Source organism: Chthonobacter albigriseus (genome assembly GCF_013839445.1).
In the GTDB taxonomy this organism is placed as follows: Bacteria; Pseudomonadota; Alphaproteobacteria; order Rhizobiales; family Pleomorphomonadaceae; genus Chthonobacter; species Chthonobacter albigriseus.
Genome location: NZ_JACDIT010000001.1, coordinates 197843 through 224732 on the forward strand (window position 1 = coordinate 197843; position 26890 = coordinate 224732).

At 68.3% G+C, this 26890-nt stretch carries 26 protein-coding genes; 11 read left to right on the top strand and 15 right to left on the bottom strand.

What is annotated here, in order from left to right; all coding sequences use genetic code 11:
* The first annotated feature begins 8 nt into the window (after window positions 1-8).
* From thrC to HZ321_RS00925, 4 genes are all read left to right on the top strand, one after another.
* Window positions 9-1421 (top strand): threonine synthase, encoded by a 1413-nt coding sequence (thrC, locus tag HZ321_RS00910; protein WP_181699294.1) that lies wholly within the window; start codon window positions 9-11, stop codon window positions 1419-1421.
* 5 nt (window positions 1422-1426) lie between these two features.
* On the top strand, window positions 1427-2707 hold the full coding sequence (locus HZ321_RS00915) for a M16 family metallopeptidase (protein ID WP_181699296.1): 1281 nt from the start codon (window positions 1427-1429) through the stop codon (window positions 2705-2707).
* Window positions 2704-3342: a GNAT family N-acetyltransferase gene (locus HZ321_RS00920; protein WP_181699299.1), complete on the top strand. Its 639-nt coding sequence runs from the start codon at window positions 2704-2706 to the stop codon at window positions 3340-3342. The genes HZ321_RS00915 and HZ321_RS00920 overlap by 4 nt, the downstream gene beginning before the upstream one ends.
* A 79-nt stretch (window positions 3343-3421) precedes the next feature.
* Window positions 3422-6298 carry an EAL domain-containing protein gene (locus HZ321_RS00925; protein ID WP_244635511.1) on the top strand — a complete coding sequence of 959 codons (2877 nt, stop codon included), beginning with the start codon at window positions 3422-3424 and terminating at the stop codon, window positions 6296-6298.
* An 8-nt stretch (window positions 6299-6306) separates the two neighbouring features.
* Here HZ321_RS00925 and HZ321_RS00930 read toward each other — a convergent pair whose 3' ends face one another.
* From HZ321_RS00930 to coxB, 8 genes are all read right to left on the bottom strand, one after another.
* On the bottom strand, window positions 6307-7062 hold the full coding sequence (locus HZ321_RS00930) for an SURF1 family protein (protein ID WP_342343794.1): 756 nt from the start codon (window positions 7060-7062) through the stop codon (window positions 6307-6309).
* Window positions 7059-7448 (bottom strand): DUF983 domain-containing protein, encoded by a 390-nt coding sequence (locus tag HZ321_RS00935; RefSeq protein WP_181699303.1) that lies wholly within the window; start codon window positions 7446-7448, stop codon window positions 7059-7061. Before HZ321_RS00935 ends, HZ321_RS00930 begins: the two co-directional genes overlap by 4 nt.
* A 78-nt stretch (window positions 7449-7526) precedes the next feature.
* The gene (locus HZ321_RS00940) at window positions 7527-8402 is read right to left on the bottom strand and encodes a cytochrome c oxidase subunit 3 (protein ID WP_181699306.1); all 876 of its coding nucleotides are present in this window, start codon (window positions 8400-8402) and stop codon (window positions 7527-7529) included.
* Window positions 8403-8468: 66 nt separating this feature from the next.
* Complete coding sequence (locus HZ321_RS00945; RefSeq protein ID WP_181699308.1) at window positions 8469-9077, bottom strand: cytochrome c oxidase assembly protein; 609 nt, start codon at window positions 9075-9077, stop codon at window positions 8469-8471.
* A 10-nt stretch (window positions 9078-9087) separates the two neighbouring features.
* A complete protein-coding gene (locus HZ321_RS00950; protein WP_181699310.1) occupies window positions 9088-9246 on the bottom strand; it encodes a hypothetical protein in 159 nt (52 codons plus the stop codon).
* 2 nt (window positions 9247-9248) lie between these two features.
* Complete coding sequence (locus tag HZ321_RS00955; protein WP_244635513.1) at window positions 9249-10172, bottom strand: heme o synthase; 924 nt, start codon at window positions 10170-10172, stop codon at window positions 9249-9251.
* A gap of 135 nt (window positions 10173-10307) precedes the next feature.
* On the bottom strand, window positions 10308-11915 hold the full coding sequence (gene ctaD / locus HZ321_RS00960; RefSeq protein ID WP_181699313.1) for a cytochrome c oxidase subunit I: 1608 nt from the start codon (window positions 11913-11915) through the stop codon (window positions 10308-10310).
* Between the two features lie 80 nt (window positions 11916-11995).
* Complete coding sequence (gene coxB, locus HZ321_RS00965; RefSeq protein ID WP_181701687.1) at window positions 11996-12835, bottom strand: cytochrome c oxidase subunit II; 840 nt, start codon at window positions 12833-12835, stop codon at window positions 11996-11998.
* Between the two features lie 506 nt (window positions 12836-13341).
* On the opposite strand from coxB, the gene HZ321_RS00970 reads away from it, so the two are divergent.
* The 7 genes from HZ321_RS00970 to HZ321_RS01000 all read left to right on the top strand — a co-directional run bounded on the left by HZ321_RS00970 (window position 13342) and on the right by HZ321_RS01000 (window position 19237).
* Window positions 13342-13857 carry an invasion associated locus B family protein gene (locus HZ321_RS00970; RefSeq protein WP_181699315.1) on the top strand — a complete coding sequence of 172 codons (516 nt, stop codon included), beginning with the start codon at window positions 13342-13344 and terminating at the stop codon, window positions 13855-13857.
* Window positions 13858-13908: 51 nt separating this feature from the next.
* Entirely contained in the window at window positions 13909-14517 is a 609-nt protein-coding gene (locus HZ321_RS00975) for a pyridoxamine 5'-phosphate oxidase family protein (RefSeq protein WP_181699317.1), read from the top strand.
* A gap of 70 nt (window positions 14518-14587) precedes the next feature.
* Window positions 14588-16012: a metalloprotease TldD gene (gene tldD, locus HZ321_RS00980; RefSeq protein ID WP_181699320.1), complete on the top strand. Its 1425-nt coding sequence runs from the start codon at window positions 14588-14590 to the stop codon at window positions 16010-16012.
* Complete coding sequence (locus HZ321_RS21785; protein ID WP_181699322.1) at window positions 16009-16638, top strand: HAD-IA family hydrolase; 630 nt, start codon at window positions 16009-16011, stop codon at window positions 16636-16638. The genes tldD and HZ321_RS21785 overlap by 4 nt, the downstream gene beginning before the upstream one ends.
* A 142-nt stretch (window positions 16639-16780) precedes the next feature.
* Entirely contained in the window at window positions 16781-17470 is a 690-nt protein-coding gene (locus HZ321_RS00990; RefSeq protein WP_181701688.1) for a TerC family protein, read from the top strand.
* Between the two features lie 31 nt (window positions 17471-17501).
* Entirely contained in the window at window positions 17502-18935 is a 1434-nt protein-coding gene (locus tag HZ321_RS00995) for an MATE family efflux transporter (RefSeq protein ID WP_181699324.1), read from the top strand.
* A gap of 83 nt (window positions 18936-19018) precedes the next feature.
* Complete coding sequence (locus HZ321_RS01000; RefSeq protein WP_181699326.1) at window positions 19019-19237, top strand: DUF2093 domain-containing protein; 219 nt, start codon at window positions 19019-19021, stop codon at window positions 19235-19237.
* Between the two features lie 16 nt (window positions 19238-19253).
* Here the strand turns inward: HZ321_RS01000 and lpxK are convergent, their stop codons facing one another.
* From lpxK to HZ321_RS01035, 7 genes are all read right to left on the bottom strand, one after another.
* Entirely contained in the window at window positions 19254-20270 is a 1017-nt protein-coding gene (gene lpxK, locus HZ321_RS01005; protein WP_181699328.1) for a tetraacyldisaccharide 4'-kinase, read from the bottom strand.
* The gene (locus tag HZ321_RS01010; RefSeq protein ID WP_181699329.1) at window positions 20267-21562 is read right to left on the bottom strand and encodes a 3-deoxy-D-manno-octulosonic acid transferase; all 1296 of its coding nucleotides are present in this window, start codon (window positions 21560-21562) and stop codon (window positions 20267-20269) included. The genes lpxK and HZ321_RS01010 overlap by 4 nt, the downstream gene beginning before the upstream one ends.
* Window positions 21555-22274 (bottom strand): lysophospholipid acyltransferase family protein, encoded by a 720-nt coding sequence (locus HZ321_RS01015; protein ID WP_342343795.1) that lies wholly within the window; start codon window positions 22272-22274, stop codon window positions 21555-21557. Before HZ321_RS01015 ends, HZ321_RS01010 begins: the two co-directional genes overlap by 8 nt.
* Before the next feature lie 3 nt (window positions 22275-22277).
* A complete protein-coding gene (locus HZ321_RS01020) occupies window positions 22278-24140 on the bottom strand; it encodes an ABC transporter ATP-binding protein (RefSeq protein WP_181699331.1) in 1863 nt (620 codons plus the stop codon).
* Between the two features lie 91 nt (window positions 24141-24231).
* Window positions 24232-24468, bottom strand: a complete 237-nt coding sequence (locus HZ321_RS01025) for a DUF4170 domain-containing protein (RefSeq protein WP_181699333.1) — start codon at window positions 24466-24468, stop codon at window positions 24232-24234.
* Window positions 24469-24505: 37 nt separating this feature from the next.
* Window positions 24506-25324 carry a 3'(2'),5'-bisphosphate nucleotidase CysQ gene (locus HZ321_RS01030; RefSeq protein ID WP_244635515.1) on the bottom strand — a complete coding sequence of 273 codons (819 nt, stop codon included), beginning with the start codon at window positions 25322-25324 and terminating at the stop codon, window positions 24506-24508.
* Complete coding sequence (locus tag HZ321_RS01035; RefSeq protein ID WP_181699335.1) at window positions 25311-26654, bottom strand: TldD/PmbA family protein; 1344 nt, start codon at window positions 26652-26654, stop codon at window positions 25311-25313. The genes HZ321_RS01030 and HZ321_RS01035 overlap by 14 nt, the downstream gene beginning before the upstream one ends.
* Window positions 26655-26890: the final 236 nt, after the last annotated feature.

The window sequence follows — 26890 nt, forward strand, 5'->3', positions numbered from 1 at the left end:
GACCCCCTTTGAAGTACGTGAGCACCCGGGGCACGGCGCCCCACCTCTCCTTCTCCGACGTCGTCCTCGCAGGCCTTGCGCGCGACGGCGGGCTGTATCTTCCGGAGAGCTGGCCGTCCTTCAGCGCCAAGGAGATCGCCGACCTCGCCGGCCTGCCCTACGCCGAAGTCGCCTACCGCGTCATCCATCCCTTCGTCGACGGCGACATTCCGGACGCGACCCTCAGGGCGATGATCGAGGCCTCCTATTCGCCCGCGGTGTTCCGGCACCCGGCAGTGACGCCGCTGGTCCAGCTCGGCGCCAACCACTTCGTACTGGAGCTCTTCCACGGTCCGACGCTCGCCTTCAAGGACGTCGCCATGCAGTTGCTGGCGCGCCTGATGGACCATGTCCTCGGCACGCGCGGCCAGAAGGCGACGATCGTCGGCGCGACCTCGGGCGACACGGGCGGCGCGGCCATCGAGGCGTTCCGGGGGCGGGCCAACACCGACATCTTCATCCTGTTCCCGCACGGGCGCGTGTCCGCGGTCCAGCGCCGCCAGATGACCACGGTGGCCGACGCGAATGTCCATGCGATCGCCCTGGAAGGGACCTTCGACGACGCGCAGGCGATCGTGAAAGGCATGTTCAACCACTTCGCCTTCCGCGACCGGGTCCGCCTTTCCGGGGTCAACTCGATCAACTGGGGCCGGATCGTCGCGCAGGTGGTCTACTATTTCGTGGCAGCGACCGCGCTCGGCGCGCCGCACCGGCCTGTGTCCTTCACCGTGCCGACCGGCAACTTCGGCGACATCTTCGCCGGCTACGTCGCCAAGCGGATGGGCCTGCCGATCGAGAAGCTGGTGATCGCCACCAACGTCAACGACATCCTGGTCCGCACCCTGGAGACCGGGCGCTACGAGGTGACTGGCGTGCAGCCGACCATCTCGCCGTCGATGGACATCCAGGTCTCGTCCAACTTCGAGCGGCTGCTGTTCGAAGCGCATGGGCGCGACGGGGAGGCGGTCCGGCGGATGATGGACCAGCTCTCCCAGTCGAAGGCATTCGGCCTGGAGCCGGACGCGCTCAAGGCGATCAGGGCCGAGTTCGCGGCTGACCGAACCAACGAGCAGGCGACCGCGGCGACGATCCGCCACGTCCGCAAGGCGGCCGGGTATCTGCTCGACCCGCACACCGCCACCGGCTTTGCGGTGGCCGAGCGGACGATGGCGCCCCATGTCCCAATGGTGACGCTGGCAACCGCCCACCCCGCCAAGTTCCCGGACGCGGTGGTGGCGGCGAGCGGCGATTATCCGGCGCTGCCGGACTGGCTCGGGGACTTGATGTCGAGGCCGGAACGTCAGACCGTGGTGGAGAATACCCTGGAGGCGGTGGAGGCCTTCATCGGCGAGCGGACCCGAGCGGTTCAAGTGGAGGCGTAGCGCGTATGGCGGTCGAGATCACGGAGCTTCCCAGCGGCATCACGGTCGTCACGCACGGCATGAGCCACCTGGCGTCGACGGCCCTCGGGGTCTGGGTCGGCGCCGGCTCCCGCAGCGAGGAAGCCTCCGAGAACGGGATTTCGCATCTCCTGGAACACATGGCCTTCAAGGGGACGAGCAAACGATCCGCCGTCGAGATCGCCGAGGAGATCGAGAATGTCGGCGGCGAGCTCAACGCCGCGACGTCGATCGAGAACACCAGCTACTACGCCCGGGTGCTGGCGGGAGACGTGGCGCTCGCGCTCGACATCCTCGCCGACATCCTGCAGGACAGCGTCTTCGACCCGGAGGAGCTGGCGCGCGAGAAGCACGTGATCGGCCAGGAGATCGGCGCCGCGCTCGACACCCCGGAAGACCTGGTGTTCGACTTCTTCCAGGAAGCCGCCTTCCCCGGCCAGCCGATCGGTCGCCCGATCCTCGGCTCGGTGGAGACCGTGACGGGCTTTTCCGACGCGGCGCTCAAATCTTATCTCAACCGCCACTACACCGGCTCGCGCACGGTGATCGCGGCAGCGGGCAAGGTGGAGCACGACGAACTCGTCAACCTCGCGCTGGAGAAGTTCGAGGGCTACCCGGCCTCCCCGCCACCAGGAGAAGCCAACGCGGCCTATCGCGGCGGCGAGAAGCGCGAAGAGCGCGACCTGATGGAAGCGCAGATCGTGCTGGGCTTCCCGGGCACCTCCTACTACGCCGACGACTACACGACCGCACAGATCGCCGCCTCCGTGCTCGGCGGCGGCATGTCCTCGCGGCTGTTCCAGGAGATCCGCGAGAAGCGTGGCCTCTGCTACTCCGTCTATTCCTTCCACTGGGGCTTCCGCGACACCGGCATCTTCGGCGTCTCGGCCGCCACCGGCGAGAGCGACGCGCAGGTGCTGGTGGAGACCACGCTCGACGAGATCGAGCGGGCGATCGGCACGATCAGCGAGGCGGAGGTCGCCCGGGCGAAGGCGCAGCTGCGCGCCGGCCTGCTGATGACACTGGAAAGCCCCGCGGCCCGCGCCGGCCAGATTGCCAGGCAGATCCTCGTGCACGGCCGCGAGATCCCGCTCGACGAACTCGTGGAGAAGATCGACGCGGTCACACCGCGGCTGGTCAGCGACTACCTGGCCAAGATGGTCGTGTCCGCGTCTCCCACCCTTGCCGCCATCGGGCCCATCGCCGACGTTCCGCGTCTCGATGCCATCGCCTCGCGGTTCGGCGTCGCTCCGGCGAGCGCGGCATGACGCTGCTTCGTGTCGTCGTCGGCGACACGGGCCCCACGCTTCGGGGCGAGCAGGTGTTCCTGCGCGCGCCCCAGATCACCGACTATGTCGCCTGGGCGGAGCTGCGCGAGACCAGCCGCGGCTTCCTGAAGCCCTGGGAGCCGAGCTGGCCGGCCGACGATCTCACCCGAACCGCCTTCAAGCACCGGGTGAAGCGCTATCACCGCGAGATCCGCGAGGACCTCGGCTACACCTTCTTCGTGTTCCGCTCGGATACCGACCAGCTGATGGGCGGCGTCACGCTGTCCAATGTCCGGCGCGGCGTCACCCAGACCGCCTCGCTCGGCTACTGGATGGGCGAGCGCCACGCAGGCAAGGGTCACATGACCGACGCGGTCCGAACCCTGTTGCCGCATGCCTTCGATACGTTGCGCCTGCACCGGATCGAGGCCGCGTCGATGCCGCACAACGATCGCTCCATCCATCTCCTCGAAAAGGTCGGATTTCGGCGCGAAGGCTTCGCGCGCCGCTATCTCCTGATCGACGGGCGCTGGCAGGACCATGTGCTGTTCGCCGTTCTTGCCGACGATCCCCGCCCCGCCAGACGCGCCGATGCCGATCGGGATAACGGCGAGCATCTCGCGCGGGTCTTGTGATCGGCGTCAAACTGCCCCTATCGTATGCCGCGGTGCCCGAAGCGGCCCACCGAGGATCCGTGCCGGAGTACCTGTCGTCTTGGCCACTGCCCGCCGCCTGCTCGCGTTCCTTCTGGCTGCCCTGACGCTGGTGGCGGCGACGACCGCCTTTGCGGTCGAGCCGATCAGCATTCCGACCGACGCGGCCGCTATCGACCTGTCCAACGCCATCGAATACCGACGCGAGACCAAGGACACGATCCAGGTGTCCACGGCGCCGGGGCCGGACGGGATCGTGCGGCGAATCGAGGTTCGGGCGCGCGGGCCCGAGGCCGCGCCGACGTGGGTGGTCTTCCACCTCTCCAACAACACCGACCAGCAGCTCGACCGACTGATCGTCGCACCGCATTTCCGGCTCGCCGGTTCCGGTCTGATGTGGCCCGACCTCGGCGCCAGCCGGATTGCGGCCATCACGCCGAGCCAGGGCTTCACGCCCGAACGGCAGCCGAGCCAGGACGCGGACGTCTTCCTCGTCACGCTGGACCCCGGCACCGTCGTCACCTTCGTCGCAGAGCTTCGCACCGGCGACCTGCCGCAGCTGACGCTCTGGCAGCCCAATGCCTACAAGGACAGCGTCAACGCCTACACGCTCTACCGGGGCATCGTGCTCGGCATCTCGGGCCTGCTCGCCCTCTTCCTCACCATCCTCTTCGTGGTGAAGGGCTCAATGATGTTTCCGGCCACGGCGGCGCTGGCGTGGGCGGTCTTGGCCTACCTCTGCATCGACTTCGGATTTTGGAACAAGCTGTTCGACCTGCAGGCGGGCGCCGACCAGCTCTATCGCGCCGGATCGGAGGTGATGATCGCCGTCACGCTGGTGATCTTCCTCTACGCCTACCTCAACCTCAATCGCTGGCACGTGCGCTACAGCCACGTGGTGCTGATGACGCTGCTGGTTCTGACCGCGCTGTTCGGGGTGGCGGTCTACGATCCGGCGATCGCGGCGGGCATCGCGCGCATGGTGCTGGCCGGTCTCGGCGTGCTCGGACTGCTCCTGATCCTCGGCCTCGCCTTCCGGGGCTACGACCGGGCGATCATGCTGATCCCGACGTGGCTGATCTTCATCGCCTGGCTGGCGGGCACCGGTCTCACCGTCTCGGGCGAGCTCGTCAACGACCTCGTCCAACCGGCCCTTGCCGGCGGCCTCGTGCTGCTCGTGCTGCTGCTCGGCTTCACCGTCATGCAGCACGCCTTTGCGGGCGGCGCGATCGCCGACGGGCTGATGAACGACGCGGAGCGGCGGGCGCTTGCGCTCACCGGCGCCGGCGACGTGATCTGGGACTGGGACGTCACGCGCGACCGCATCTACACCAGCCACGAGGCCGAAGAGAGCCTCGGCTTCAAGCGCGGCGCCCTGGAGGGCCCTGCCCGCGACTGGCTGGAGGTGCTCCACCCGCAGGACCGTGACCGCTTCAAGGCGACGCTCGACGCCGTGGTGGAGACCCGTCGGGGGCGGCTGGCGCAGACCTTCCGCCTGCGCGCCAAGGACGGGCACTACCAATGGTTCCGTCTGCGCGCGCGGCCGATCCTCGGCAACGACGGCGAGGTGATTCGCTGCGTCGGCACGCTGCTCGACGTGACCGACGCCAAGACCGCGCAGGAGCGGCTGCTGCACGACGCGGTGCACGACAACCTTACCGGCCTGCCGAACCGCGAGCTGTTCTTCGACCGGCTCGCCTCGGCGATCACCCGCGCCCAGACGGAGAGCGCGATCAAGCCGGCGGTGTTCCTGATCGACATCGACCGCTTCCGGCAGGTCAACGAAAGCCTCGGCCTTTCGGTGGGCGACTCCATCCTCCTGACCATCGCCCGCCGGCTGGGTCGGCTTCTGAAGCCGGTCGACAGCCTGACCAGGCTGGACGGCGACCATTTCGCGATCATCCTCCTCTCCGAGCAGTCGCCCGACCGGGTGGCCGCCTTCGCCGACGCCGTGCGCCGCGCCATCCGGGCGGCCATCGCCTTCGGCGAGCGGGAGATCTTCCTCACCGCCTCGGTCGGCATCGCCGTCTACGACCGCGAAGCCCGCGAGGCGGTCGATCTCCTGAAGGACGCGGAGGTCGCCGTCGCCTATGCCAAGCGGCTCGGAGGCGACCGGATCGAGAGCTACCGCACCTCGCTGCGCGCGGCCGCCGCAGACGCCCTCTCGCTGGAGGCCGATCTCAAGCTGGCGCTCGAGCGGGAGGAGATGAAGGTGCTCTACCAGCCGATCGTTCGGCTGGAGGACCGCACCATCGCCGGGTTCGAAGCGCTGCTGCGCTGGGATCATCCCAAGCGGGGCCGCATTCCACCGGCCGATTTCATCCCGGCGGCCGAGCGGTCCGGCCTGATCGTGCAGCTCGGGCTGTTCGTACTGGAGCGGGCGGCTCGGCAGCTCGGCAGCTGGCAGGAGATCCTGCCCGGCGGCGAGGAGCTGTTCATGAGTGTCAACGTGTCCAGCCGCCAGTTGCTGCGCCACGACCTCATCAACGACGTGAAAGCGGTGCTCGCCCGCACCAGCCTGCCGAAGGGTACGTTGCGCCTGGAACTCACCGAGAGCCTGGTGATGGAGAACCCGGAGTTCGCCACCCAGGTACTCGCCCGGCTGAAGGAGCTCGGCGCCGGCCTTGCCCTCGACGATTTCGGCACCGGCTTCTCGTCGCTGTCCTACCTGCAGCGGTTGCCTGCCGACACGCTGAAGATCGACCAGAGCTTCCTCAAGGGGCCCGGCAAGACCCGCCACGTGATCCTGCGCTCGATCATCAGCCTCGCCCACGACCTTGGCATGGACGTGGTTGCCGAAGGCGCGGAGACGGAAGCGGAACTGGAGGAGCTGCTGGAGTTCGGCGCCGACTTCGTCCAGGGTTTCGTGTTCGGCCAGCCGATGTCGCCGGAAGAGGTGAAGAAGCTCACGGAGAAGTCGCCGAAGGCCAAGGCCTGACGGCGCTCCTAGCGCCGCCTTTTCCAGGCCAGCATGGCCCAGATGGTTGCCAGTGACGCCGCGAGGCCGAACCAGGTGATGGCATAGCCGAGGTGGTTGTTGGTGAAGGCCACGACCGTCTCGCCGCCCTGGGGTAAGCCGCCCGGCGTTTCTCCGGCCGCTGCATCGACCGTGAAAGGCGCCACGCGCGTCGGGTCCAGCCCCACTGCCACGGCCATCTTGCGGGGATCGCGGACGAACCAGACGTTCTTGGCGATGTCGTCGGCCGGGCTGATCCACGACGCTGCTTCGGCCGGCCGCATCAGGCCGTTGATCGTCCGCGGACCGTCGAGCCGGCCCTCCGGGCGCGTCGAGGCGTCCTTCCTGTCGAGGGGAACGAAGCCGCGGTTGACGAACACGATGCGGCCGTCCTCCAGCGTCGCCGGCACCATCACGAAATAGCCCTGGCCGCCGAGCTTTCCCTTGGGCTGGGCGAGCGCGATGAAGACGTGGACCTCGCGGGCGTTGTCGTAGGTGGCGGTAAAGGAGACCGGACGATATTCGACCGCTTCGTCGGTCAGCGTCGACCAGGTATCCGGGGCGGGAAGCGGCCCGGGAGCGGCGTTGATGCGTTCCTCTACGCGGGCGATCAGGTCTTCCTTCCAGGCGAGGCGGGACATCTGCCAACTGCCGAGGGCGAGAAGCACGGCGAGGGCAACCGCGGTCAGCACCGTCAGGACGACGAATCCCGCCTTGCCGCCGCTGCCTGTGCCTGGATCCGTCACTTGGGTGCGCCCCCGGTCAACCGACCCTCCTCAGCCTTGTGCTTGTACTGCAGGCCTATCATCAGCCCCTTCAGTGGGCGGAGGGAGCCGATACAGAGAACGAGCGTCAGCGGCAGCCAGAGGATGGCGTGCAGCCACAACGGTGGCTGATAGGCGACCTCCACATAAAGGGCGAGGCCGACGATGATGAAGCCGACGATCAGGATGATGAAAACCGCCGGGCCGTCGCCGCTGTCGATGAACTTGTAGTCCAGGCCGCAGGCCTTGCAGCCGGGCGCGGTCTCCAGAAAGCCGTCGAACAGGCGGCCGTTGCCGCAGCGCGGGCAGCGTCCACGCATCGCGGCTGAGACCGGCGGCACCGGCGCATAAAGGGCCTTGTCCTGCATGGTCGGTTTTCCCCCGATTGAAACGCGAACGGCGCGCGGAGGGATCCGCGCGCCGTGATCACTTGCTCGATCCGCGGTTCACTCGCCGTGGATCGTGGCGCCCCAGGAGCCCCAGACGTAGATGGCGGCGAAGAGGAACAGCCAGACCACGTCGACGAAGTGCCAGTACCAGGCGGCCGCTTCGAAGCCGAAGTGCTTCTGCGGGGTGAAGTCGCCGCGAAGCGCCCGGATCAGGCAGACGAGCAGGAAGATGGTGCCGACCAGCACGTGGAAGCCGTGGAAGCCGGTGGCCATGAAGAAGGTCGCGCCGTAGATGCTGCCCGCGAAGGGGAAAGCGGCGTGAGAGTACTCGATGTACTGCACGTAGGAGAACAGCGCGCCAAGGGCGATGGTGGCGACGAGACCCCAGATCAGGCCGCGGCGGTCGTTGTGCAGCAGGGCGTGGTGGGCCCAGGTCACGGTCGTGCCGGAGAACAGCAGGATGAAGGTGTTGAACAGCGGCAGGTGCCACGGGTCGAAGACCTCGACGCCCTGAGGCGGCCAGGTGCCGCCGGTGTGCTCCACGCGGAGCACCTGCTGGGCTTCGCCGGCGTAGAAGCTGGCGTCGAAGTAGGCCCAGAACCAGGCGACGAAGAACATCACCTCGGAGGCGATGAACAGGATCATGCCGTAGCGCAGGTGCAGGCTGACGACACGGGTGTGGAAGCCGGCGTGGCTCTCCTTCACGGTGTCGCGCCACCAGCCGAACATGGTGTAGAGCACCACCAGCAGGCCGACGAAGAACATCCAGGGCTGGGCGAGGTCCACGCCGCCGATCAGCAGCTGACCGCCGGCGCTCCAGCGCATCAGCGCGATCCCGCCAAGGGCCATGAAGAAGGCGCCGACCGATCCCAGGAACGGCCAGGGGCTCGGGTCTACGAGGTGGTAGTCGTGGTTCGGTTTTGCTCCGGCCATTTCACTCTCCCGGTGTCCCCCGCGACGTGCCCCCTGGCCGCCGGCGACGGGTCGGTTTCCCTTGGTTTACAGACGGTTCGGCAAGACGGCCGGATCGGCCGCGCTGGCGACGGGTTTCTCCGGCTTGCTGGCCGGAAAGAAGGTGTAGGACAGCGTGATCGTCTTCGCCTGGTTGATGTCCGGGTCGTTGACGATCGCCGGATCGACGTAGAAGGTCACGCCCATCTCGATCTCCTCGCCCGGCTTCAGCGGCTGCTGGGTGAAGCAGAAGCAGGCGATCTTGGAGAAGTAGGCGCCGGCGGCGGCCGGGGTGACGTTGAACGTGGCCGTGCCGACGGTCGGCTGGTCGGAGGTGTTGATCGCGCGGTAGCTGATCGTGCGCATCTCGCCGATCTTCAGCGTCACCGAACGCTGGTCGGCGTCGAACCGCCAGGGTAGGCCCGGCGCGGTGTTCGCGTCGAAACGGACCGTGATGTCCTTGTCGAGCACGGTGACACCGTCGGCGGTTTCGACCCGGTTCGGGGTGCCGCCGTAGCCTGTCACCTTGCAGAAGAGATCGTAGAGCGGCACGGAGGCGTAGGCGAGGCCGATCATGCCGGAAAACACGGCGAGACAGGTCACCGCGACCTTGCGGTTCTGCCGGTTTGCCTGGTCTCCATTCGCGTCCGTCGTCATATCCGCCTTCCTACATGGTCCGGCTGGCGATATTGCCGCCGAGCCGAACGAGGGTCACCAGATAGAAGATCCCCACCAGGGCGACCAGCATGGCCGCGATGGCGATGTTGCGAGCCCGACGCCGACGCTTCTGCTCCGGCGTCAGTTCGATGCCGTCCTCGTCCGCCACCGTCACGCTCCCAGACCGGCCGCGACGACGAGATGCTCGACGAGCAGCACGGCGAACAGCGTGAAGAGGTAGCCGATCGAGAACACGAAGAGGCGCATCGCCGCGCGGCGCGCCTCCGGCCCCTCCGTCACGCGCCACACCTTGACGGCGAGCGCCAGGAAGACGGCGCCGAGCGCGATCGAGATCACCCCGTAGGCGAGGCCGGCGAAGCCCATCAGCCACGGGGCAGTAGCGAGCGGCGCCAGCAGCAGCGAGTAGAGCACGATCTGGCGACGGGTGGTCTCGGGGCCGGCGACGACGGGCAGCATCGGCACGCCGGCGCGGGCATAGTCGTCGCTCTTGACGAGCGCCAGCGCCCAGAAGTGCGGCGGCGTCCAGAAGAAGATGATGGCGAAGAGGACGATGCTCTCGATCGATACCGTGCCGGTGACGGCGGCCCAGCCGATCATCGGCGGGAAGGCGCCGGCGGCGCCGCCGATCACGATGTTCTGCGGCGTGCGCCGCTTCAGGCCCATCGTGTAGACGACGACGTAGAAGAAGATGGTGAAGGCGAGCAGCGCTGCGGCTACCCAGTTGACGGCGACGCCCAGCACGAACACCGAAAGCACGGAGAGCACGCTGCCGAACTGCAGGGCCTCGCCGGCGGCGATGCGGCCGGCCGGAACCGGGCGCTTGGCGGTGCGCGACATGATCCGGTCGATGTCCGCGTCGTACCACATGTTGAGCGCGCCCGAGGCGCCCGCGCCGACGGCGATGGCGAGCAGCGCGACGAAGCCGAGCACCGGGTGGATGCCCCCCGGCGCCATCACCATGCCGGTGAGCGCGGTGAAGATCACCAGCGACATCACGCGCGGCTTCAGCAGCTCGAAGTAGTCGCCGACGGACGCCGACCCGCCGGTCCATTCGGCGGCCCGCGACACGCTCATGCGATCATCCACCAACGCCATGTCGACCGTCTCATCCATTCCGTTTCAGGGGTCGCCGCGAATGTCCGCGGCAACCGGTTCTCTTCGGGGCCGCCGCCGAGACGATCGCCTCGGCGCCGGGCCTGCCGCTCCGGTTCAGTGGGCGTCGCCGCGGATGTGCGGGAGCTTCTCGAACTGGTGGAAGGGCGGGGGCGAGGAAAGCGTCCACTCCAGGGTGGTCGCACCGGCGCCCCAGGGGTTGTCGCCCGCCACGCGCTTCTTCTGGAAAGCCTCGAACACCGCATAGAGGAAGATCAGGACGCTGAAGGCCGAGATGTAGGAACCGATCGAGGAGACGTAGTTCCAGCCGGCATAGGCGTCGGGATAGTCCACGTAGCGGCGCGGCATGCCCTGCAGGCCGAGGAAGTGCTGCGGGAAGAACACGAGGTTCACGCCCACGAACATCATCCAGAAGTGCAGCTTGCCGAGGAACTCGCTGTACATGTAGCCGCTCATCTTCGGGAACCAGTAGTAGAAGCCCGCGAAGATGGCGAACACGGCGCCGAGCGACAGCACGTAGTGGAAGTGGGCCACCACGTAGTAGGTGTCGTGCAGCACCCGGTCGAAGCCGGCGTTGGCGAGCTGGACGCCTGTGACGCCGCCGACCGTGAACAGGAAGATGAAGCCGATCGCCCAGACCATCGGGGTGCGGAACTCGATGGAGCCGCCCCACATGGTGGCGATCCACGAGAAGATCTTCACGCCCGTCGGCACCGCGATCACCATGGTGGCCGCGACGAAGTAGGCCTGCGTGTCGACGTCGAGGCCGACCGTGTACATGTGGTGCGCCCACACGATGAAGCCGACGCCGCCGATCGCGACCATGGCGTAGGCCATGCCTAGATAGCCGAACACCGGCTTCTTGGAGAAGGTCGCCACGATGTGGCTGATGATGCCGAAGCCCGGCAGGATCAGGATGTACACCTCGGGGTGGCCGAAGAACCAGAACAGGTGCTGGAACAGGATCGGGTCACCGCCGCCGGCCGGGTCGAAGAACGACGTGCCGAAGTTGCGGTCGGTCAGCAGCATGGTGATGCCGCCGGCGAGCACGGGGAGCGACAGCAGCAGCAGGAAGGCCGTCACCAGGATGGACCAGGCGAACAGCGGCATCTTGTGCAGGGTCATGCCCGGCGCGCGCATGTTGAAGATGGTGGTGATGAAGTTGATCGCGCCGAGGATCGACGAGGCGCCCGAGACGTGCAGGGCGAGGATCGCGAAGTCCATCGCCGGGCCGGGGGTGCCGCTGGTCGAATAGGGCGGGTAGATCGTCCAGCCGCCCGAGACGCCGTTGGTGCCGTCGGCGCCTTCCACGAACATGGACATCACCAGCAGCAGCAGCGAGGGCGGCAGCAGCCAGAAGGAGATGTTGTTCATGCGCGGGAACGCCATGTCCGGCGCGCCGATCATGATGGGCACGAAGAAGTTGGCGAAGCCGCCGATCAGGGCCGGCATCACCATGAAGAAGATCATGATCAGACCGTGCGCGGTCGTGAACATGTTGTAGACGTTCGGATCGCCGAAGATCTGCATCCCCGGCTCCTGGAGCTCCATGCGCATCGCCACGGAGAGGCCGCCACCCACGATGCCCGCGATCACCGCGAAGATCAGGTAGAGGATGCCGATGTCCTTGTGGTTCGTCGAATAGACCCAACGTGTCCAACCCGTCGGGTGGCCGTGGGACGCATCGTGGTAAGCGGTGGCCATAGTGGCTCTCTCCGGTCAACGCTGGCGGCGCGGCACCATAGCCGCCTCCGCGCATCACTGAATGTTTGGTACGGCGCCCGTCAGTTGGACGCCACGTCCGTGGTCTTCTTGGCGCCATCCTCGAAGGTGGCGAGCAGCTGGTTGGCCGCGTCGATGTCGGTCTTGGCAGCCTCGACCCACTGGGTAAACTGCTCGTCGCTGACGGCGCGGATCTCGATCGGCATGTAGGCGTGCTGCAGGCCGCAGAGTTCCGAGCACTGGCCGTAGTAGACGCCGGCGGCGTTGGCCTTGAACCAGGACTCGTTGAGACGGCCCGGGATGGCGTCGATCTTCACGCCGAAGGACGGCATCGCGAAGGAGTGCATCACGTCGGCGCCGGTGACCTGGATGCGCACGACCTTGCCGACCGGAACCACCAGCGGGTAGTCGGTGGCGAGCAGGCGCGGCTGCTTGACCGGATCGGTGATGGCGTCCTCGGGGATCATGTTGCTGTCGAAGCTGATCGCCTCGAGATCCGGGTACTCGTAGCTCCAGTACCACTTGTTGCCTGTGACCTTCACGGTCACGTCGGCCTCGGGGATCGTCTGCTCCTCATAGAGCAAGCGGAAGGACGGGACGGCGATCACCAGCAGGATCAGCACCGGCGCGACCGTCCAGATGACCTCGATCATCGTGTTGTGCGCGGTGCGGGAGGGCACCGGGTTGGCCTTGGCGTTGAAGCGCACCATCACCACGATCAGGAGCGCCAGCACGAACAGCGTGACGGGCGTGATGATCCAGAAGGTGAAGCCGCCGAAGGTGTGGATGTCGGCCATCACCTGGCTGCCCGCCGGCTGCATGTAGGTGCCCCAGGGTTCGGGCTTGGCCGCACTCGCAGCCCCCGCGAAAAGGGCTGCTGCCGCCCCCGCTGCGAAGGCCATCAGGCGCTTGGAGAATTCAATCACGTTTCGGCTCCTTCACGACACCGACGGCAACGCGGGTTCCATCCGCGACAGGCCACACGGCGAACGACCATCCGATCCCGGTATCCGATCCAGCGCGCCGGCCCCCGGCACCGCCGCCCGGCCCGGCCACGCCCTTGCCAAACTCCCCGGCTCCTCATCGTCGCCCTCGCACCGTCGAGGAGGGCGGCACGGCTCACAGCCGGGTGGCCTTTGACATGGATCAAACCGACTGAGATGAACCACATGGACAGCGAGAGGGCAATGGGCCTATGGGGCACCCGATGCGGCAAATTTGCGCTGACGGAGGGACCACCCGGGCGGCCGGATTTTCCATTCGCCATGCGATCGGTATAGGGTCGTCGGGTCGGACGCCGCAGTTTTCGGCGATTCGCCGCGTGATCCTGATTGCCCAAAGAGTTTCCGCCCGAGGGTCTCGCAAACCCGGGCGCAGCAGCCTCCACCCGAGCGGGACGTCCAAACTGATGAAGCTGACGAAGACATTCCTTTCCACAGGGTTGGCCGCCCTTCTTGCCGTGGCGGCTTCGATTCCAGCGAATCAGGCCCACGCTCAAGGGGCGGTCCGATCGGCCTATGGGGACTGGCAGTTGCGATGCGACAAGCCGCCGGGGGCTCGCGAGGAGCAGTGCGCGCTGGTCCAGAACGTCACCGCCGAAGACCGCGACAACGTCGGGCTGTCGGTGATCGTGCTGAAGACCGCCGACAAGCAGGCCCGCATCCTGCGGGTGCTCGCTCCGCTCGGCGTGCTGATCCCGTCCGGCCTGGGGCTCCGGATCGACGACAAGGACATCGGCCGGGCCGGTTTCGTGCGGTGTCTCGCCAACGGCTGCTTCGCCGAGGTGGTGCTGGAGGACGACCTGATCAACCAGCTCTCGACCGGCACCCAGGCGACCTTCATCATCTTCCAGACCCCCGAGGAAGGCATCGGCATCCCGATCTCGCTGGCCGGCTTCAAGCAGGGATTCGACGCACTCCCTTAAGCCCCTGGCGTCACAGGTTTTTTCGCCGCACGGTAACGGAGTACCTGAAGGATGGCGCAGATCACCAGCGTGGACGACCTGCGTGCGCTCTACGGCGCGCCCGGCGAGCGCTCGGCACGCAAGCAGCTCGCCCGGTTGGACCGCCATGCACGGACGATCATTGGCTTGTCTCCTTTCTGCCTGCTCGCCACGTCGGGCGCGGACGGTCTTGGCGACGTGACGCCGAGGGGAGACGGCCCTGGCTTCGTCGCGGTGATGGACGACGTCACGATCGCCCTGCCCGACCGACCGGGCAACAACCGGCTGGATTCGCTCCTCAACATCCTGGAACGGCCGGGTGTCGGGCTCCTGTTCCTCGTCCCCGGTATCGACGAGACGCTGCGGGTCAACGGTTCTGCCGAGATCCGGACCGACAACGAGTTGCTCGCCCGCTTTCCGGTGGGCGGCAAGCTGCCGAAGTCCGTGCTGCTCATCCGTGTGCGCGAGGTCTACCTGCACTGCGCCAAGGCGCTGATGCGGTCCCGCCTGTGGGATCCGGCCGTCCAGGTGGATCGCGACGTGCTGCCGAGCATGGGCCAGATGCTGAAGGACCAGCTCGACCTCCCCCACGGCGAGAGCCAGGACGAGATGCTCGAGCGATACCGCGCCACGATGTACTGAACGAGGGTGCAAAGCGCGGCGGGCGTGCCTATGTTCGCTCCAAAGCACCCCAACGAACAGCTACGGATCCATGGCAACCGACACCACAGACCTCTTCGCCCTCACCGGGCTCGATCCCGACCGTGCCCGCGAGATCGTCGCCGATGCCGTCAGCGGCGCCGACGACGGCGAGCTCTACGTGGAACGGACGCAGAGCGAGGTGCTGGCCTTCGACAACGGCCGCCTGAAGACGGCGACCTACGAAGTCAGCCAGGGCTTCGGGCTGCGGGCAGTGGCCGGCGAAGCGGTCGGCTATGCGCATGCGGACGACGTTTCGGAGAAGGCGCTGCGGCGCGCCGCCTCCGCGGTCCGGGCGGTGTCATCCGGCCATTCGGGCGTGGTGGCCGAGGCGCCCCAGGCGACCAACCGCAAGCTCTATGGCGACGAGAACCCGCTGCTGGCGCCCGTGTTCGGGGACAAGGTCTCACTCTTGTCGGAGATTGACGCCTGGGCGCGGGCGCGCGATCCGCGGGTCCGGCAGGTGACGGCGTCGGTCGCCGGCAGCTACAAGATCGTGGAGATCCTGCGCGCCGACGGCACCCGGGTGCGCGACATCCGCCCGCTGGTGCGCATCAACGTGTCGCTCGTGGTCGGCGACGGCGACCGCCAGGAGACCGGCAGCCACGGCGAGGGCGCGCGCACCAGCTACGAGGCATTCATCTCGCCGGATCGCTGGCAGGCGTCGGTGGACGAGGCGCTGCGGCAGGCGCTCGTGAACCTGGAGGCCCGCCCGGCCCCGGCGGGCACCTTCGACGTGGTGCTCGGCCCGGGCTGGCCCGGCGTGCTCCTGCACGAGGCAGTCGGCCACGGCCTGGAAGGCGACTTCAACCGCAAGAAGACGTCCGCCTTCTCCGGGCTGATGGGCGAAATGGTCGCCTCCAAGGGCGTCACCATCGTCGACGACGGCACGGTACCGAACGCGCGCGGATCCATCACCGTGGACGACGAGGGCACGCCGTCCCAGTGCACCACGCTGATCGAGGACGGACGCCTCGTCGGCTATATGCAGGACCGGCAGAACGGCCGCCTGATGGGCGTCGGCACCACCGGCAACGGACGTCGGCAATCCTATGCGCACGTGCCGATGCCGCGGATGACCAACACCTACATGCTCGGCGGCTCCTCCACGCCGGAGGAGATCCTGGCCAGCGTCAAGGACGGCATCTTCGCCAAGTCCTTCTCCGGCGGGCAGGTCGACATCGTCTCCGGCAAGTTCGTGTTCGACTGCACGGAGGCCTACCGGATCCGCAACGGCCGCATCGAGGAGCCGATCAAGGGCGCCATGCTGATCGGCAACGGCCCGGACGCGATGACGCGCGTGCGCATGGTCGGCAACGACATGGCGCTCGATCCAGGCATCGGCACTTGCGGCAAGAACGGCCAGGGCGTTCCCGTCGGCGTCGGCCAGCCCTCGCTCCGGATCGACGCGGTGACGGTGGGCGGCACCCAGGCGTGACGCCCGGGCGCCGGCTCTTCCTCTTCGACATGGACGACGTGGTCTACACCTACGACCGCGCGGCGCGGATCCGCGTGATCGCGGCAGCGACGGGGCTCGCGCCCGGCCTGATCGAGGAGCGGATCTGGCTGAGCGGGTTCCAGGACGAGGCGGACGCGGGCCTCTACCCGACCGCGGAGGCCTATCTGGACGGCTGGCGGGAGCGGCTCGGCACGGCGATCTCGGCGGAACTCTGGACCGCCGCCCGCGCAGCCGGCATGACCCCGATCCCCGGCACGCTGGCGCTGCTCGACGCACTTTCGCGGCGCACGGAAGCCAGCATCGCGGTGCTCACCAACAACGGTCCGATGGTGGCGATCACCCGGCACCGGCTGGTGCCCGAGCTCGCGGCCCTGACCGGCGAGCGTTTCCTCGTTTCGTCCGCCTTCGGCACGCGCAAGCCCGATCCGGAGGTTTACCGCCGCGCACTTGCCCGGCTCGGCTACACCGCGAGCGCCGCCTTTTTCGTCGACGACCGGCCCGAAAACGTGGCCGGCGCGGCGACGGCCGGGCTCACCGCGCACCGCTTCACGACCCCGGACATGCTCTCTGCCGCCATCGCGAGTTTCGACGAGGCGCGCCGCTGAGCGGGATCGCGATCGTCGCTCCCTGTTCTGCCGATTGAACTCGGCTGCGGCTTCGTCTACCTCCGTCTCCATCTCCTGCGATCCGGCCGTTCCGTGCCGGCGCTCCCCACCGACGGACACTCCCTTGGCCCTCTCCGAATTCATGTCCGGCGAACTCGCCGCGCTCGCCCAGGTGATCTTCATCGACGTGGTGCTGGCCGGCGACAACGCCATCGTGGTCGGCATGGCCGCGGCCGGCGTCGACCGGAGCATCCGACGCAAGGTGATCTTCTGGGGCATCGGCGGCGCCGTCCTGCTGCGGATCATCTTCGCGCTGATCACCACTCAGCTTCTCGCTATCGTCGGGCTGACGCTGGCGGGCGGGGTATTGCTGCTCTGGGTGTGCTGGAAGATGTACCGCGAGATCCGCCACGGCGGGCAGGAGGAGCGCGACGCGGAGCGGGCGATCGACGACGATCCGATGAACGACGCGGCCGCGGGGGTGCAGAAGAAGACCTTTGGCCAGGCGATGGTGCAGATCATTCTCGCCGACGTCTCAATGTCGCTCGACAACGTGCTGGCGGTCGCCGGGGCGGCGCAGGAGCATCTCTGGGTGCTTGTCATCGGCCTTCTCCTCTCGGTGGGGCTGATGGGGGCGGCTGCGACGCTGATCGCAAACCTCCTGGCCAAGCACCGCTGGATCGCCTGGCTTGGCCTGCTTGTGATTTTGTATGTGGCGCTGAACATGATCTATCGTGGCTCGGCCGAGGTCGCGTGCATCGACGACCCCAACCAGATCGCCTGCGCCGAGCAACCCCTGAACGCGATCCGCTCGCAGCTGTTCGGGAACTGACCGGCCGGGCAAGCAAGGGACCCTCCGGACGATGAGTGAAACGCCCCATCGCCCGGCTCGTGCGGCCTTCACCGAGGGTTCGGTGATGCGCCACGTGGTGGTGATGACCGCCACCGGCTCGGTCGGGCTGATGGCGATCTTCGTCGTCGACGTGGTCAACCTCTTCTACATCTCGCTGCTCGGACACGAGGAACTGGCGGCGGCGATCGGCTATGCCGGCACCCTGCTGTTCTTCCTGATGTCGGTATCGATCGGCCTCTCAATCGGGGTCACGGCGAAGGTCTCCCGCTCGCTCGGCTCCGGCGACCGGGTGTCCGCGAGGCGGCAGGCGACGGCCGGGTCGGTGATCAGTTTTCTCGCCCTCGGCGCTGCAACCGCCGTGGTGATGCCGTTCCAGACGACCCTGCTCGCGGTGATGGGGGCAGAGGGTCGCACCCTTCAGATCGCCCACGAGTACCTGCTCATCGTGATGCCGGCGAACGGTCTGCTGGCGGTCGGCATGGCGCTGTCGGGTGTGCTGAGGGCCACGGGGGATGCCCGGCGCAGCATGTACGTGACGCTGACCGGGGCGATCGCGACCGCCGTGCTCGATCCGGTCTTCATCTTCGCCTTCGACCTCGGGGTCACCGGTGCCGCCATCGTCACCGTGATCTCGCGGGTGGTGATCGCGGCTGTGGGTCTGCACGGCGCGGGTGTCGTGCACGGCCTCCTGGAGCGACCGTCGGCGCGTGGCGTTCGGGTCGAGGCGCGGCCGCTGTTCGCGATCGCCTTCCCCGCCATCCTCACCAACCTCGCGACGCCCGTTGGAAACGCCTATGTCACGGCGGCCATTGCCGGCTACGGGGTGGAGGCGGTGGCGGCCTGGGCGGTGATCGGGCGGCTGTTCCCGCTCGCCTTCGGCGGGATTTTCGCGCTTTCCGGCGCGGTGGGCGGCATCTTCGGGCAGAACCTCGGCGCTGCGCGCTACGACCGGGTCGAGCAGACGCTGAAGGACAGCCTCACCTTCACGATGCTCTACGTTCTCGGAGTCTGGCTCGTGCTGGCCGTCGCCAGCGGGCCAATCGCCGATGTCTTCCAGGCGTCGGGCGAGGCGCGCGACCTCATTCGGTTCTTCTGCTTCTTCGTGGCGCCGACCTTCATCTTCACCGGCGCCCTCTTCGTGGCGAATGCCGCGTTTAACAACCTCGGCTTTCCCACCTACTCCACCCTCTTCAACTGGGGACGGTCGACGCTTGGGGTGATCCCCTTCTGCTACTTCGGGGCGAAGCTGGCCGGCGCAGAGGGCGTGCTGATCGGCTGGGGCGTCGGCTCGATCCCGTTCGGCGTCGGCGCGGTGCTGATCGCCTTCCGGTCGGTCCGCCGGATCGCCGCGTCCAAGGAGAACCCGGGGCCGCCGCCGGATCCGGCCATCAACCGGCCGGAGGTCCCGGCCTTCACCAGCGGTAAAGGTGGAACGGTGGTTTGAACGCGCGCGGAAGCATCAATGCTTGCATCGCGGGCGCGAACTCCTATTGTCCGGAAAGAATTCAAACAACCGGCGCTGGACGCATGAACCGTATCGAATTCCCCGGTGGCGGGGGCGAAGCGCAGATCCGATACCTGGACGGAGACTTCAAGATCATCCGCCCGGGCTCCTACGTGCGCTGTGCGATCTCCAACCGGCCGATTCTGATCCAGGACCTGAAGTACTGGAGCGTCGACCGGCAGGAAGCCTATGTGGACGCCGACGCCGCGCTGGAAGCCTACCGGCGGCACAACCGGATCTGACCCGGAACGCCGCCGCTCAGCGGCGGCCGCGGGCGAAGTCGGACCTCGCCTCCTCGATCAGCGCCCGGACGAAGCCCGGATCCTCGAAGACGCAATCGACCGCGAAGACATGGGCTCGAACGGCGAGTTCGGATCGGGCGGCGATCGCGCCGTGGCGCAGCCGCACCTCGTCCTTCTCCGTCGTCACCGGTTCCAGGTCGTCGGCGTCGGCGCGCTTCAGCACCCTGCGGGCGTCCTCGGTCGAAAAAGGATGGTGGTCGGGGAAGGAGACCGTGTCGACGACGTCGGCGCCGGCTTCACGCAGTGCGGTGTAGAACTTCTCGGGCCGACCGATGCCGGCGAAGGCCAGCACGCGCATGCCGCGGAACGCTTCGGGGTTGCGCGGTGCCAGACGGGCGCGGAGCACGGGCTTGGCCGCCCGCGATGCGGCCCGGACGACCTCGCCAGCCGCACTCCCCTCGCCCATCACCACGACGGCGCCGGCAGCGCGCATCTGCACCACCATCGGCGCGCGGAGCGGGCCGGAGGGGAGGCACCAACCGTTGCCGGCACCGGTCGCGGCGTCGATCACGACCATCGACAGCGTCTTGGCAAGGCCGGGGTTCTGGAAACCGTCGTCCATGATGCAGAGGTCGGCGTCGAGCGAGGCGAGAAGCGGGATCGCGGCCGCCCGATCACGGCTCACCACCGTCGGCGCTAGCCGGGCGAGCAGCATCGCCTCGTCGCCGACGTGGGCGGCGGTGTGGACCGCCTGGTCGATCAGCACCGGTCCGCTGAGAAAGCCGCGATAGCCGCGGGTCAGGAACACGGGCTTCAGACCCATTTCGATCGCGATCCGGGCGACGGCGAGCGCGGTCGGGGTCTTGCCGGCGCCGCCGGCCACGAAATTGCCGATGCAGATCACGGGGATCGGCGGGTGCTCGCCTTCCCGGGTCATGCGCTGGCGCGCCATGCTGGCGTAGAGCGCCGAAAGGGGCGACAGGACAAGCGCGGCGAGGCCGGTGCGCCGCCACCAGAAGTCCGGCGCCCTCATGGCCGTCCGCCGGCCGCCACCGCGGCGATCAGGGGCTGCAAGGCCTCGAAGGAGCGGTCGAGCGCGCCGGACAGGCGCTCGACGAGGGCGCTGGCGGCCGCGACCTGCGCCTCGCGGGCATGGCGATGATGGATCAGCCGTTCCGCTGCTTCCGCCAAGCCCGCGGCGTCCGGCACCATGGTCACGGCGCCATCGGCCAGCATGGTCGCGTAGATATCCCGAAAGTTGTCGACCTGCGGGCCGGTCACCACCGCGACGCCGAGCCGGGCCGGCTCGATCGGGTTGTGCCCGCCCTGCCCGACCAGCGAGCCGCCGACGAAAGCAACGGAGGCTAGACGATAGAAAGTGCCGAGTTCGCCCACCGTGTCGGCGACGTAGACAGCGGTGGTGCGTCCGGGAAGCGCGCCGGCGCTCCGCTGGCAGGCCTCCAGCCCTCGGCCGGTGGCCATCGCCATGACCGCGGCGCCGCGGGCCGGGTGGCGGGGCGCGATCACGAGCAACAGCCCGGGCACTCCCGGCGCCAGGCGTGCGTAGGCGTCGAGGACCTGCTCTTCCTCACCCTCGTGGGTGCTCGCCGCGAGCAGCACGGGGCGGTCGCCGATCGCCGCCTTGAGCGCGGCGTGAACCGGCCTTGCGGCCTCGGGCACGGGGGCGTCAAACTTGATGTTGCCGACGGCGCGCACATCGCGCACCCCGAGGCGGCGAAAGCGGTCGGCGTCCGCGTCGGACTGGGCCAGACAGAGCGCGACGCGGCCGAAGATCGCCGCGGCCACGCCGGAGAACCGGCTCCAGCCGCGATAGGAGCGGTCGGACATGCGGCCGTTGAGGATCGCCAGGGGCACTCCCCGGTCGGCCAGCCGCGCGACCGCTGCCGGCCAGATCTCGCTTTCCACGAACAGCGCCAGGCCGGGGTGCCAGGTGTCGAGGAAGCGGTCGATATAGGGCGCGAAGTCGAGCGGCACGAACTGGTGGACCACGCCCCGCAGCGCCTTGCGTTCGACGACGCCGGCGGAGGTCACCGTCACGGTGGTGAGCACCACGCCAAGCCCGCTGGCGGCCAGTCGCTCGACCAGCGGCAGGATCGCCACCGTCTCGCCGACGCTTGCGGCATGGACCCAGACGGTCGGTCCGCCGGTCCCCGCGCGATCGGCGACGCCGAGGCGCTCGCGCCAGCGGTCGGCGTGTTCCTTGCCGAACCGCCGGCGCAGCCCGACGATCAGCCGACCGATCGGCGATGCGACGCGCGTGACGCTCACATAGGCGGCAAGTAGACGGTCGCCCGAATCAGCCATTGTCGAACTTGGACCTCGCTCCCACCCGAGCGTAGGCACGCGCGGTGGCCCGGTCCAGTCCGTCCTTCACCCTCCCGCGGTAGGCGTCGATCTCCCCGTCCGGCAGGTCGGCGGGCACGAAGATCGGCTCCTCCATCACCAGCGCCGCCCGGCTGAACGGCAGGTTGATCGAGGCGCTGTCCCAGGAGTTCACGTCGATGTTGCGGCTGGTCGCGAAGGCGACGGGTATGATCGGGCGGCCCGAGTATTTGGCCATCAGCACGATGCCCGCGCCTGCCACCTTCGCCGGGCCCTTCGGCACGTCGGCGGTGAGGGCGACGCTCGCTCCCTCCTTCAGCGCACGCACCGTTTCACGAAAGCCGATCATCCCGCCCTTGCGGCGGACCTCGCGTACCGAACCGTGCGCGCCGGAGGCCCGGATCAGGCCGAGCCCCAGGCGTCGCACGGCGATGGCGTTCACCTCGGCCTCGGCGTGACGGGAGATCATCACCCGCACGTCCATGCCCTCCGGCCGGGCGAAGGGCATCATGAAATGCTGGCCGTGCCACATGGCGATGATGACGGGCGTCATGCCGGCCACCCGCTCGTAGAGGTCGGGCGGATCGAAGACGAAGCGGCTGGTGTGGCGCACCGTCTTCAGGTAGCCGGCCAGAAGGGTGCCGAGCGTCTGCTGCACCAGCGGAGAGCGGGTGATCCTGCGTCCGAGTTGCACCGGTCAGGCCCCTTCCGTTACGGCCGGTTCGCCCGCCCCGGAGAGCTGCGTGCGGTGGAGGTGGGCGTAGAGCCCGCCGGCAGCCAGCAGTTCGGCGTGTGTCCCCGTCTCCACCACCCGGCCCTCGTCCATCACGACGATCATGTCGGCCTTCTGCACGGTGGACAGGCGGTGGGCGATCATCAGCACGGTGCGGTTCCGGAACAGGCTGTCGAGGGCCGCCTGCACGCGCGCCTCGCTGTTGGCGTCGAGGGCGCTGGTCGGCTCGTCGAGGAGAAGGATGGGTGCGTTCTTCAGCATCGCCCGGGCGAAGGCGATGCGCTGCTTCTGGCCGCCGGAGAGCATGCCGCCGGCCTCGCCGACGCGCGTGTCGTAGCCCTGCGGCAGCGCCTCGATGAACTCGTGGGCGTCGGCGGCCCTGGCGGCAGCCATGACCTCGGCGTCGGAGGCGTCCGGGGTGCCGTAGGCGATGTTGGCGCGGACGGTGTCGTCGAACAGCACCGGATCCTGCGTTAACAACGCTGCGGCCGCGCGCACGCTGGTCAGCGTGGCGCGGGAAAGGTCCTGCCCGTCGATCAGGACGCGGCCCTCGCTCGGATCGTAGAAGCGGAGCACCAGGTTGAGCAGCGTTGACTTGCCCGCCCCGGAGGGTCCCACCAGGGCCACCTTGGCGCCGGGCTTCAGGTCGAGCGTGACGCCGTTCAGCACCGGCTTGCCCGTATCGTAGGAGAAGGTCACGTTCTCGAAGCGGATCGCGCCGCCGGAAACCTTCAGCGCCGTCGCGCCGTCGCGGTCCACCACCCGCGGCGCGACGTCGAGAATGGCGAAGACGCGGCGGGCGGCGATGATGCCCTCGGTCAGGACGTTCTGCAGGCCGGCGAGCGCCTTCAGCGGCTGGTAGATCAGCATGGCGGCGGCCATGAAGCCCATGAAGTCGCCGAGTGTCAGCCGACCCTCGATGCCCTGCCAGCCGCCGTAGAAGATCGCCGCCGCGAAGCCGACGCCGGAGAGCCCCTCGGTGAACGGACCGGTCATCGCGCGGGTGCGCTGGGTCGTCAGGTTGGCGTCGCGCGTCCGATCGATCACCGTGGCGGCGCGCGCGGTCTCGGCGGATTCCTGGTCGTAGGCCTTCACCACGCGGACGCCCTGCAGCATCTGGCTGACCATGGAGGCGATGTCGCCGGAGCCCGACAGCGCCTTCTTGACCGAGCCGTGCAGCTTCTTGCGCTGGCGGCCCATCAGGTAGACGGCGAGCGGCAGCGAGATCATCACCAGGCAGCCGAGCACCCAGTCCAGCCACAACATCGCAAAGACGAGCGCGATGGCAGTCAGCGCGTTCTTGATCAGCGCGGTCAGCGTCTGCGAGGCGGCGGCGTTCATCACCTGCGCGTCGGCGGAGAAGACGCTGACGAAGCGGGCGGAATGGCTGGCCTGCAGGAAGCCCAGGTCGGCGCGGGCGAGACGGCCGAACAGACGTTTGCGCAGTTCGGCGACAATCTCGCCAGAGATGCGCGCCTCGGTGATGCGGGTGTCGTATTCGGCCAGCGAGCGCAGCGCCATCGTGACGATCACGATGGCGGGGAGCATGTAGAGCACCGTGCGGTCCTTGGCCACGAAGATCTCGTCGGCCGCGGTCTGCATCAGGAACGGCAGCGCGCCGGTGGTGACCGCGCCGAACATCATCATCGCGAGCGACCGCAGCACGAGGAGTCGGCGCGGGAAGACGAATTCCCGGAGGATGCGCAGGACAACCTGGAAGCCGGTCTTGGTCTCGTCGCCGTCGAACCAGCCCGGCTCGGATGCCGGCGTCTGATCCGTCTTCGCGTCCGGCCCGCCGTCGGCGTTCGCCATGGTGATATTGGACATGGGGCGAGGGTTTACGACAAAAACGGCCGTTCCGCCACGTCCCACGATGGTCGAAGGACGCCTCGAAAGTACCGGGCCGGAGAGGATCGGTTCAGTCGGCCGACTGCGGGTTCAGCAGCCGGTGCAGGTGAACGATGAAATAGCGGACCTGCGCATGGTCGACGGTCGCCTGCGCGCGCTCCTTCCAGGCAGCGTGGGCGCTCGCGTAGTCCGGGAAGATGCCGACGATATCCAGCTTCGAAAGGTCGTTGAACTCCACGCCCTCGAGGGACGTGAGCTCGCCGCCGAAGACGAGGTGGAGAAGTTGCTTCTTCGGTGCTGTGGACATGCGGGCAAGGCTCCTGGACGGTCGCGGTGGTTCGTTGTCAGCTTGCAGTATGGTCGGCTTTCTCGGCGTCGGCGATGAGACCGACCGCCTCGGCTGCGAGTACGGGATGCGCGGCGACCAGTGCGCCGTGGCGCGGATGCGGCCTGTTGTAGAGGATCGGCGTGCCCGTGACGTCGAGCAGCCGGCCGCCCGCCTCGGCGAGCACGAGGTCGGCCGCGGCGATGTCCCAGTCGTGGGCGTTCGGCTTGGCAAGCGCGAGATCGAGCCGGCCGTCCGCCACCATGGCGATGCGGAGCGCCAGCGAGGCCACATAGCCGCCGTCAGGCATCGGGCCGAGCTTGTGCCGCAGGCGCGTCAGCAGCGCCGCCGGGCCGGCGACCTTGGCGCGGTGGATGCCGACGTGGCGCTCCATGGCGAGCGGCCGCCGGTTCAGCCAGGCGCCGCCGCCGGCCGTGGCGAAGAACACGTGGGCGCGGGTAGGCTGGATCAGCACGGCGGTGTCCGGCCTGCCCTTCTCCACCACGGCGAGCGAGATGGTCCACTCGTCGGAGCCGGCGAGGAAGCCGCGCGTGCCGTCGATCGGGTCCACCACGAACACGCGGCGGCGCTCCAGCCGGCCGGAATCGTCCTCGGTCTCCTCCGACAGCCAGCCGTAGTCCGGCCGGGCGGCGAGCAGGCGGTCCTTCAGGAAGCTGTCGACGGCGTAGTCGGCCTCGCTCACCGGCGAGGCGTTGTCCTTGTGCCAGACCTTCGGGTCCTGCCGGAAGAAGCCGAGCGCGATGTCGGCGGCGGCCTCGGCCGCGGAGGTCAGGAGGGCGAGGTCCTCGGCCATCGTGTCGTGATCAGCGGCCTGCAATGGTCAGCCCCTCGATGGCGATCGTGGGCGCCACGAAGGCGCTGCGGAACTCGATGTCGTTGGCCGGCACCAGGCGCGCGAACATGTCCTGGAGCTTGCCGGCGACGGTGATCTCGGCGACGGGATAGGCGATCTCGCCGTTCTCGATCCAGAAGCCGGACGCGCCGCGCGAGTAGTCGCCGGTCACCAGGTTGGCGCCGTGGCCGATGAAGTCGGTGACGTAGAGCCCCTCTCCGAGGTCCTTCATCAGCTCCGCCGGGGATTTCTCGCCGGGGTGGAACAGCACGTTGGTGGCGCTCGGCGAGGGGTTGCCGAGGCCGCGGGAGGCGCGGGCGTTGGAGGTGAGGCCGAGTTCGCGGGCGGTGGCGCTGTCGAGCAGCCAGGTCTGCAGCACGCCGTCGACGACGAGGTCCATCGTCTCCGGCGCCAAGCCCTCGCCGTCGAACGGGTGGGAGCCTGAAGAGCGCTTGCGCTTGGGGTCGTCGGTGATGCGGATGCCGGGCGCGAAGATACGCTCGCCCAGCTTGTCCTTGAGGAACGACGTCTTGCGGGCGATCGCCGAGCCGCTGATCGCGCCGACCAGCGCGCCGAGAATGCCCGTGGAAACCCGGGGATCGTAGACGATGGCGGCGGTCTGCGTGTCGATCTTGCGCGGGTTGAGGCGCTTCACGGCGCGTTCTCCGGCGCGCTGGCCCACCCACTCCGGCGTCTCCAGGTCGGCCAGATGCGAGCGGCTGGCGTATTCCCAATCACGCTCCATGCCGGTGCCCTCGCCCGCGATCACGGAGACGCTGTGGCCGTGGCGCGAGGTCTCGTAGGAGCCGAGGAAGCCGTGCGAGGTGACGAGCGCGACACCGGCGCGGCTCCAGTAGGCGCTCGCCCCGCCGGAGTTGGTGACGCCTGGAACAGCACGCGCGGCGTCCTCGGTCGCCACGGCACGGGCGACCACGGCTTCGGTGTCGGTCACCGCCTCGTCCAACAATTCCAGGTCCGGAAAGGAGCGGGTCAGGCGATCGGCGTCCGCGAGTCCGGCGTAGCGGTCCGGCGGGGCCACCCTGGCCATGGCGACGGCGCGCTCGGCCAGTTCGGTGACGTCGGCGCCCAGCGTCGCGGAAACGGTCGCGTGGCGATCGCCGACGAAGACGCGCAGGCCGAAGTCCTCGGATTCGGAGTGCTCGACCTTCTCGGTCTTGCCGAGCCGGACGGAGACGACTTGGTTGACGGCCCGGATGGCGACGGCGTCCGCGGCGTCGGCGCCGGCTTTCCGCGCCGCGTCCACGAGACGGGTCGCCTGCGCCTCAAGCGCGGAACGGTCGACGAGTTCGGTCATGGCTCGGGAATCCTCGGGGAATGCAAGGGTTTCTTACGGCGTTGCAGCAAGACGGACAAGGCCGCATGCCGCTTGGCGGCGGGGTTTCCTCGGGCATGTGGGAAACCTCACTGCGGGGGTAAAGGGGCATGTCGCCGCAAGGGTTGATCCCGAGCATTCGAACGACCCTGTTCAGCTCCCGCTAACCCTTTCATCCAGCTTGGTTTTCGTTAACCGCGTCCATTAAGCCTATCAGC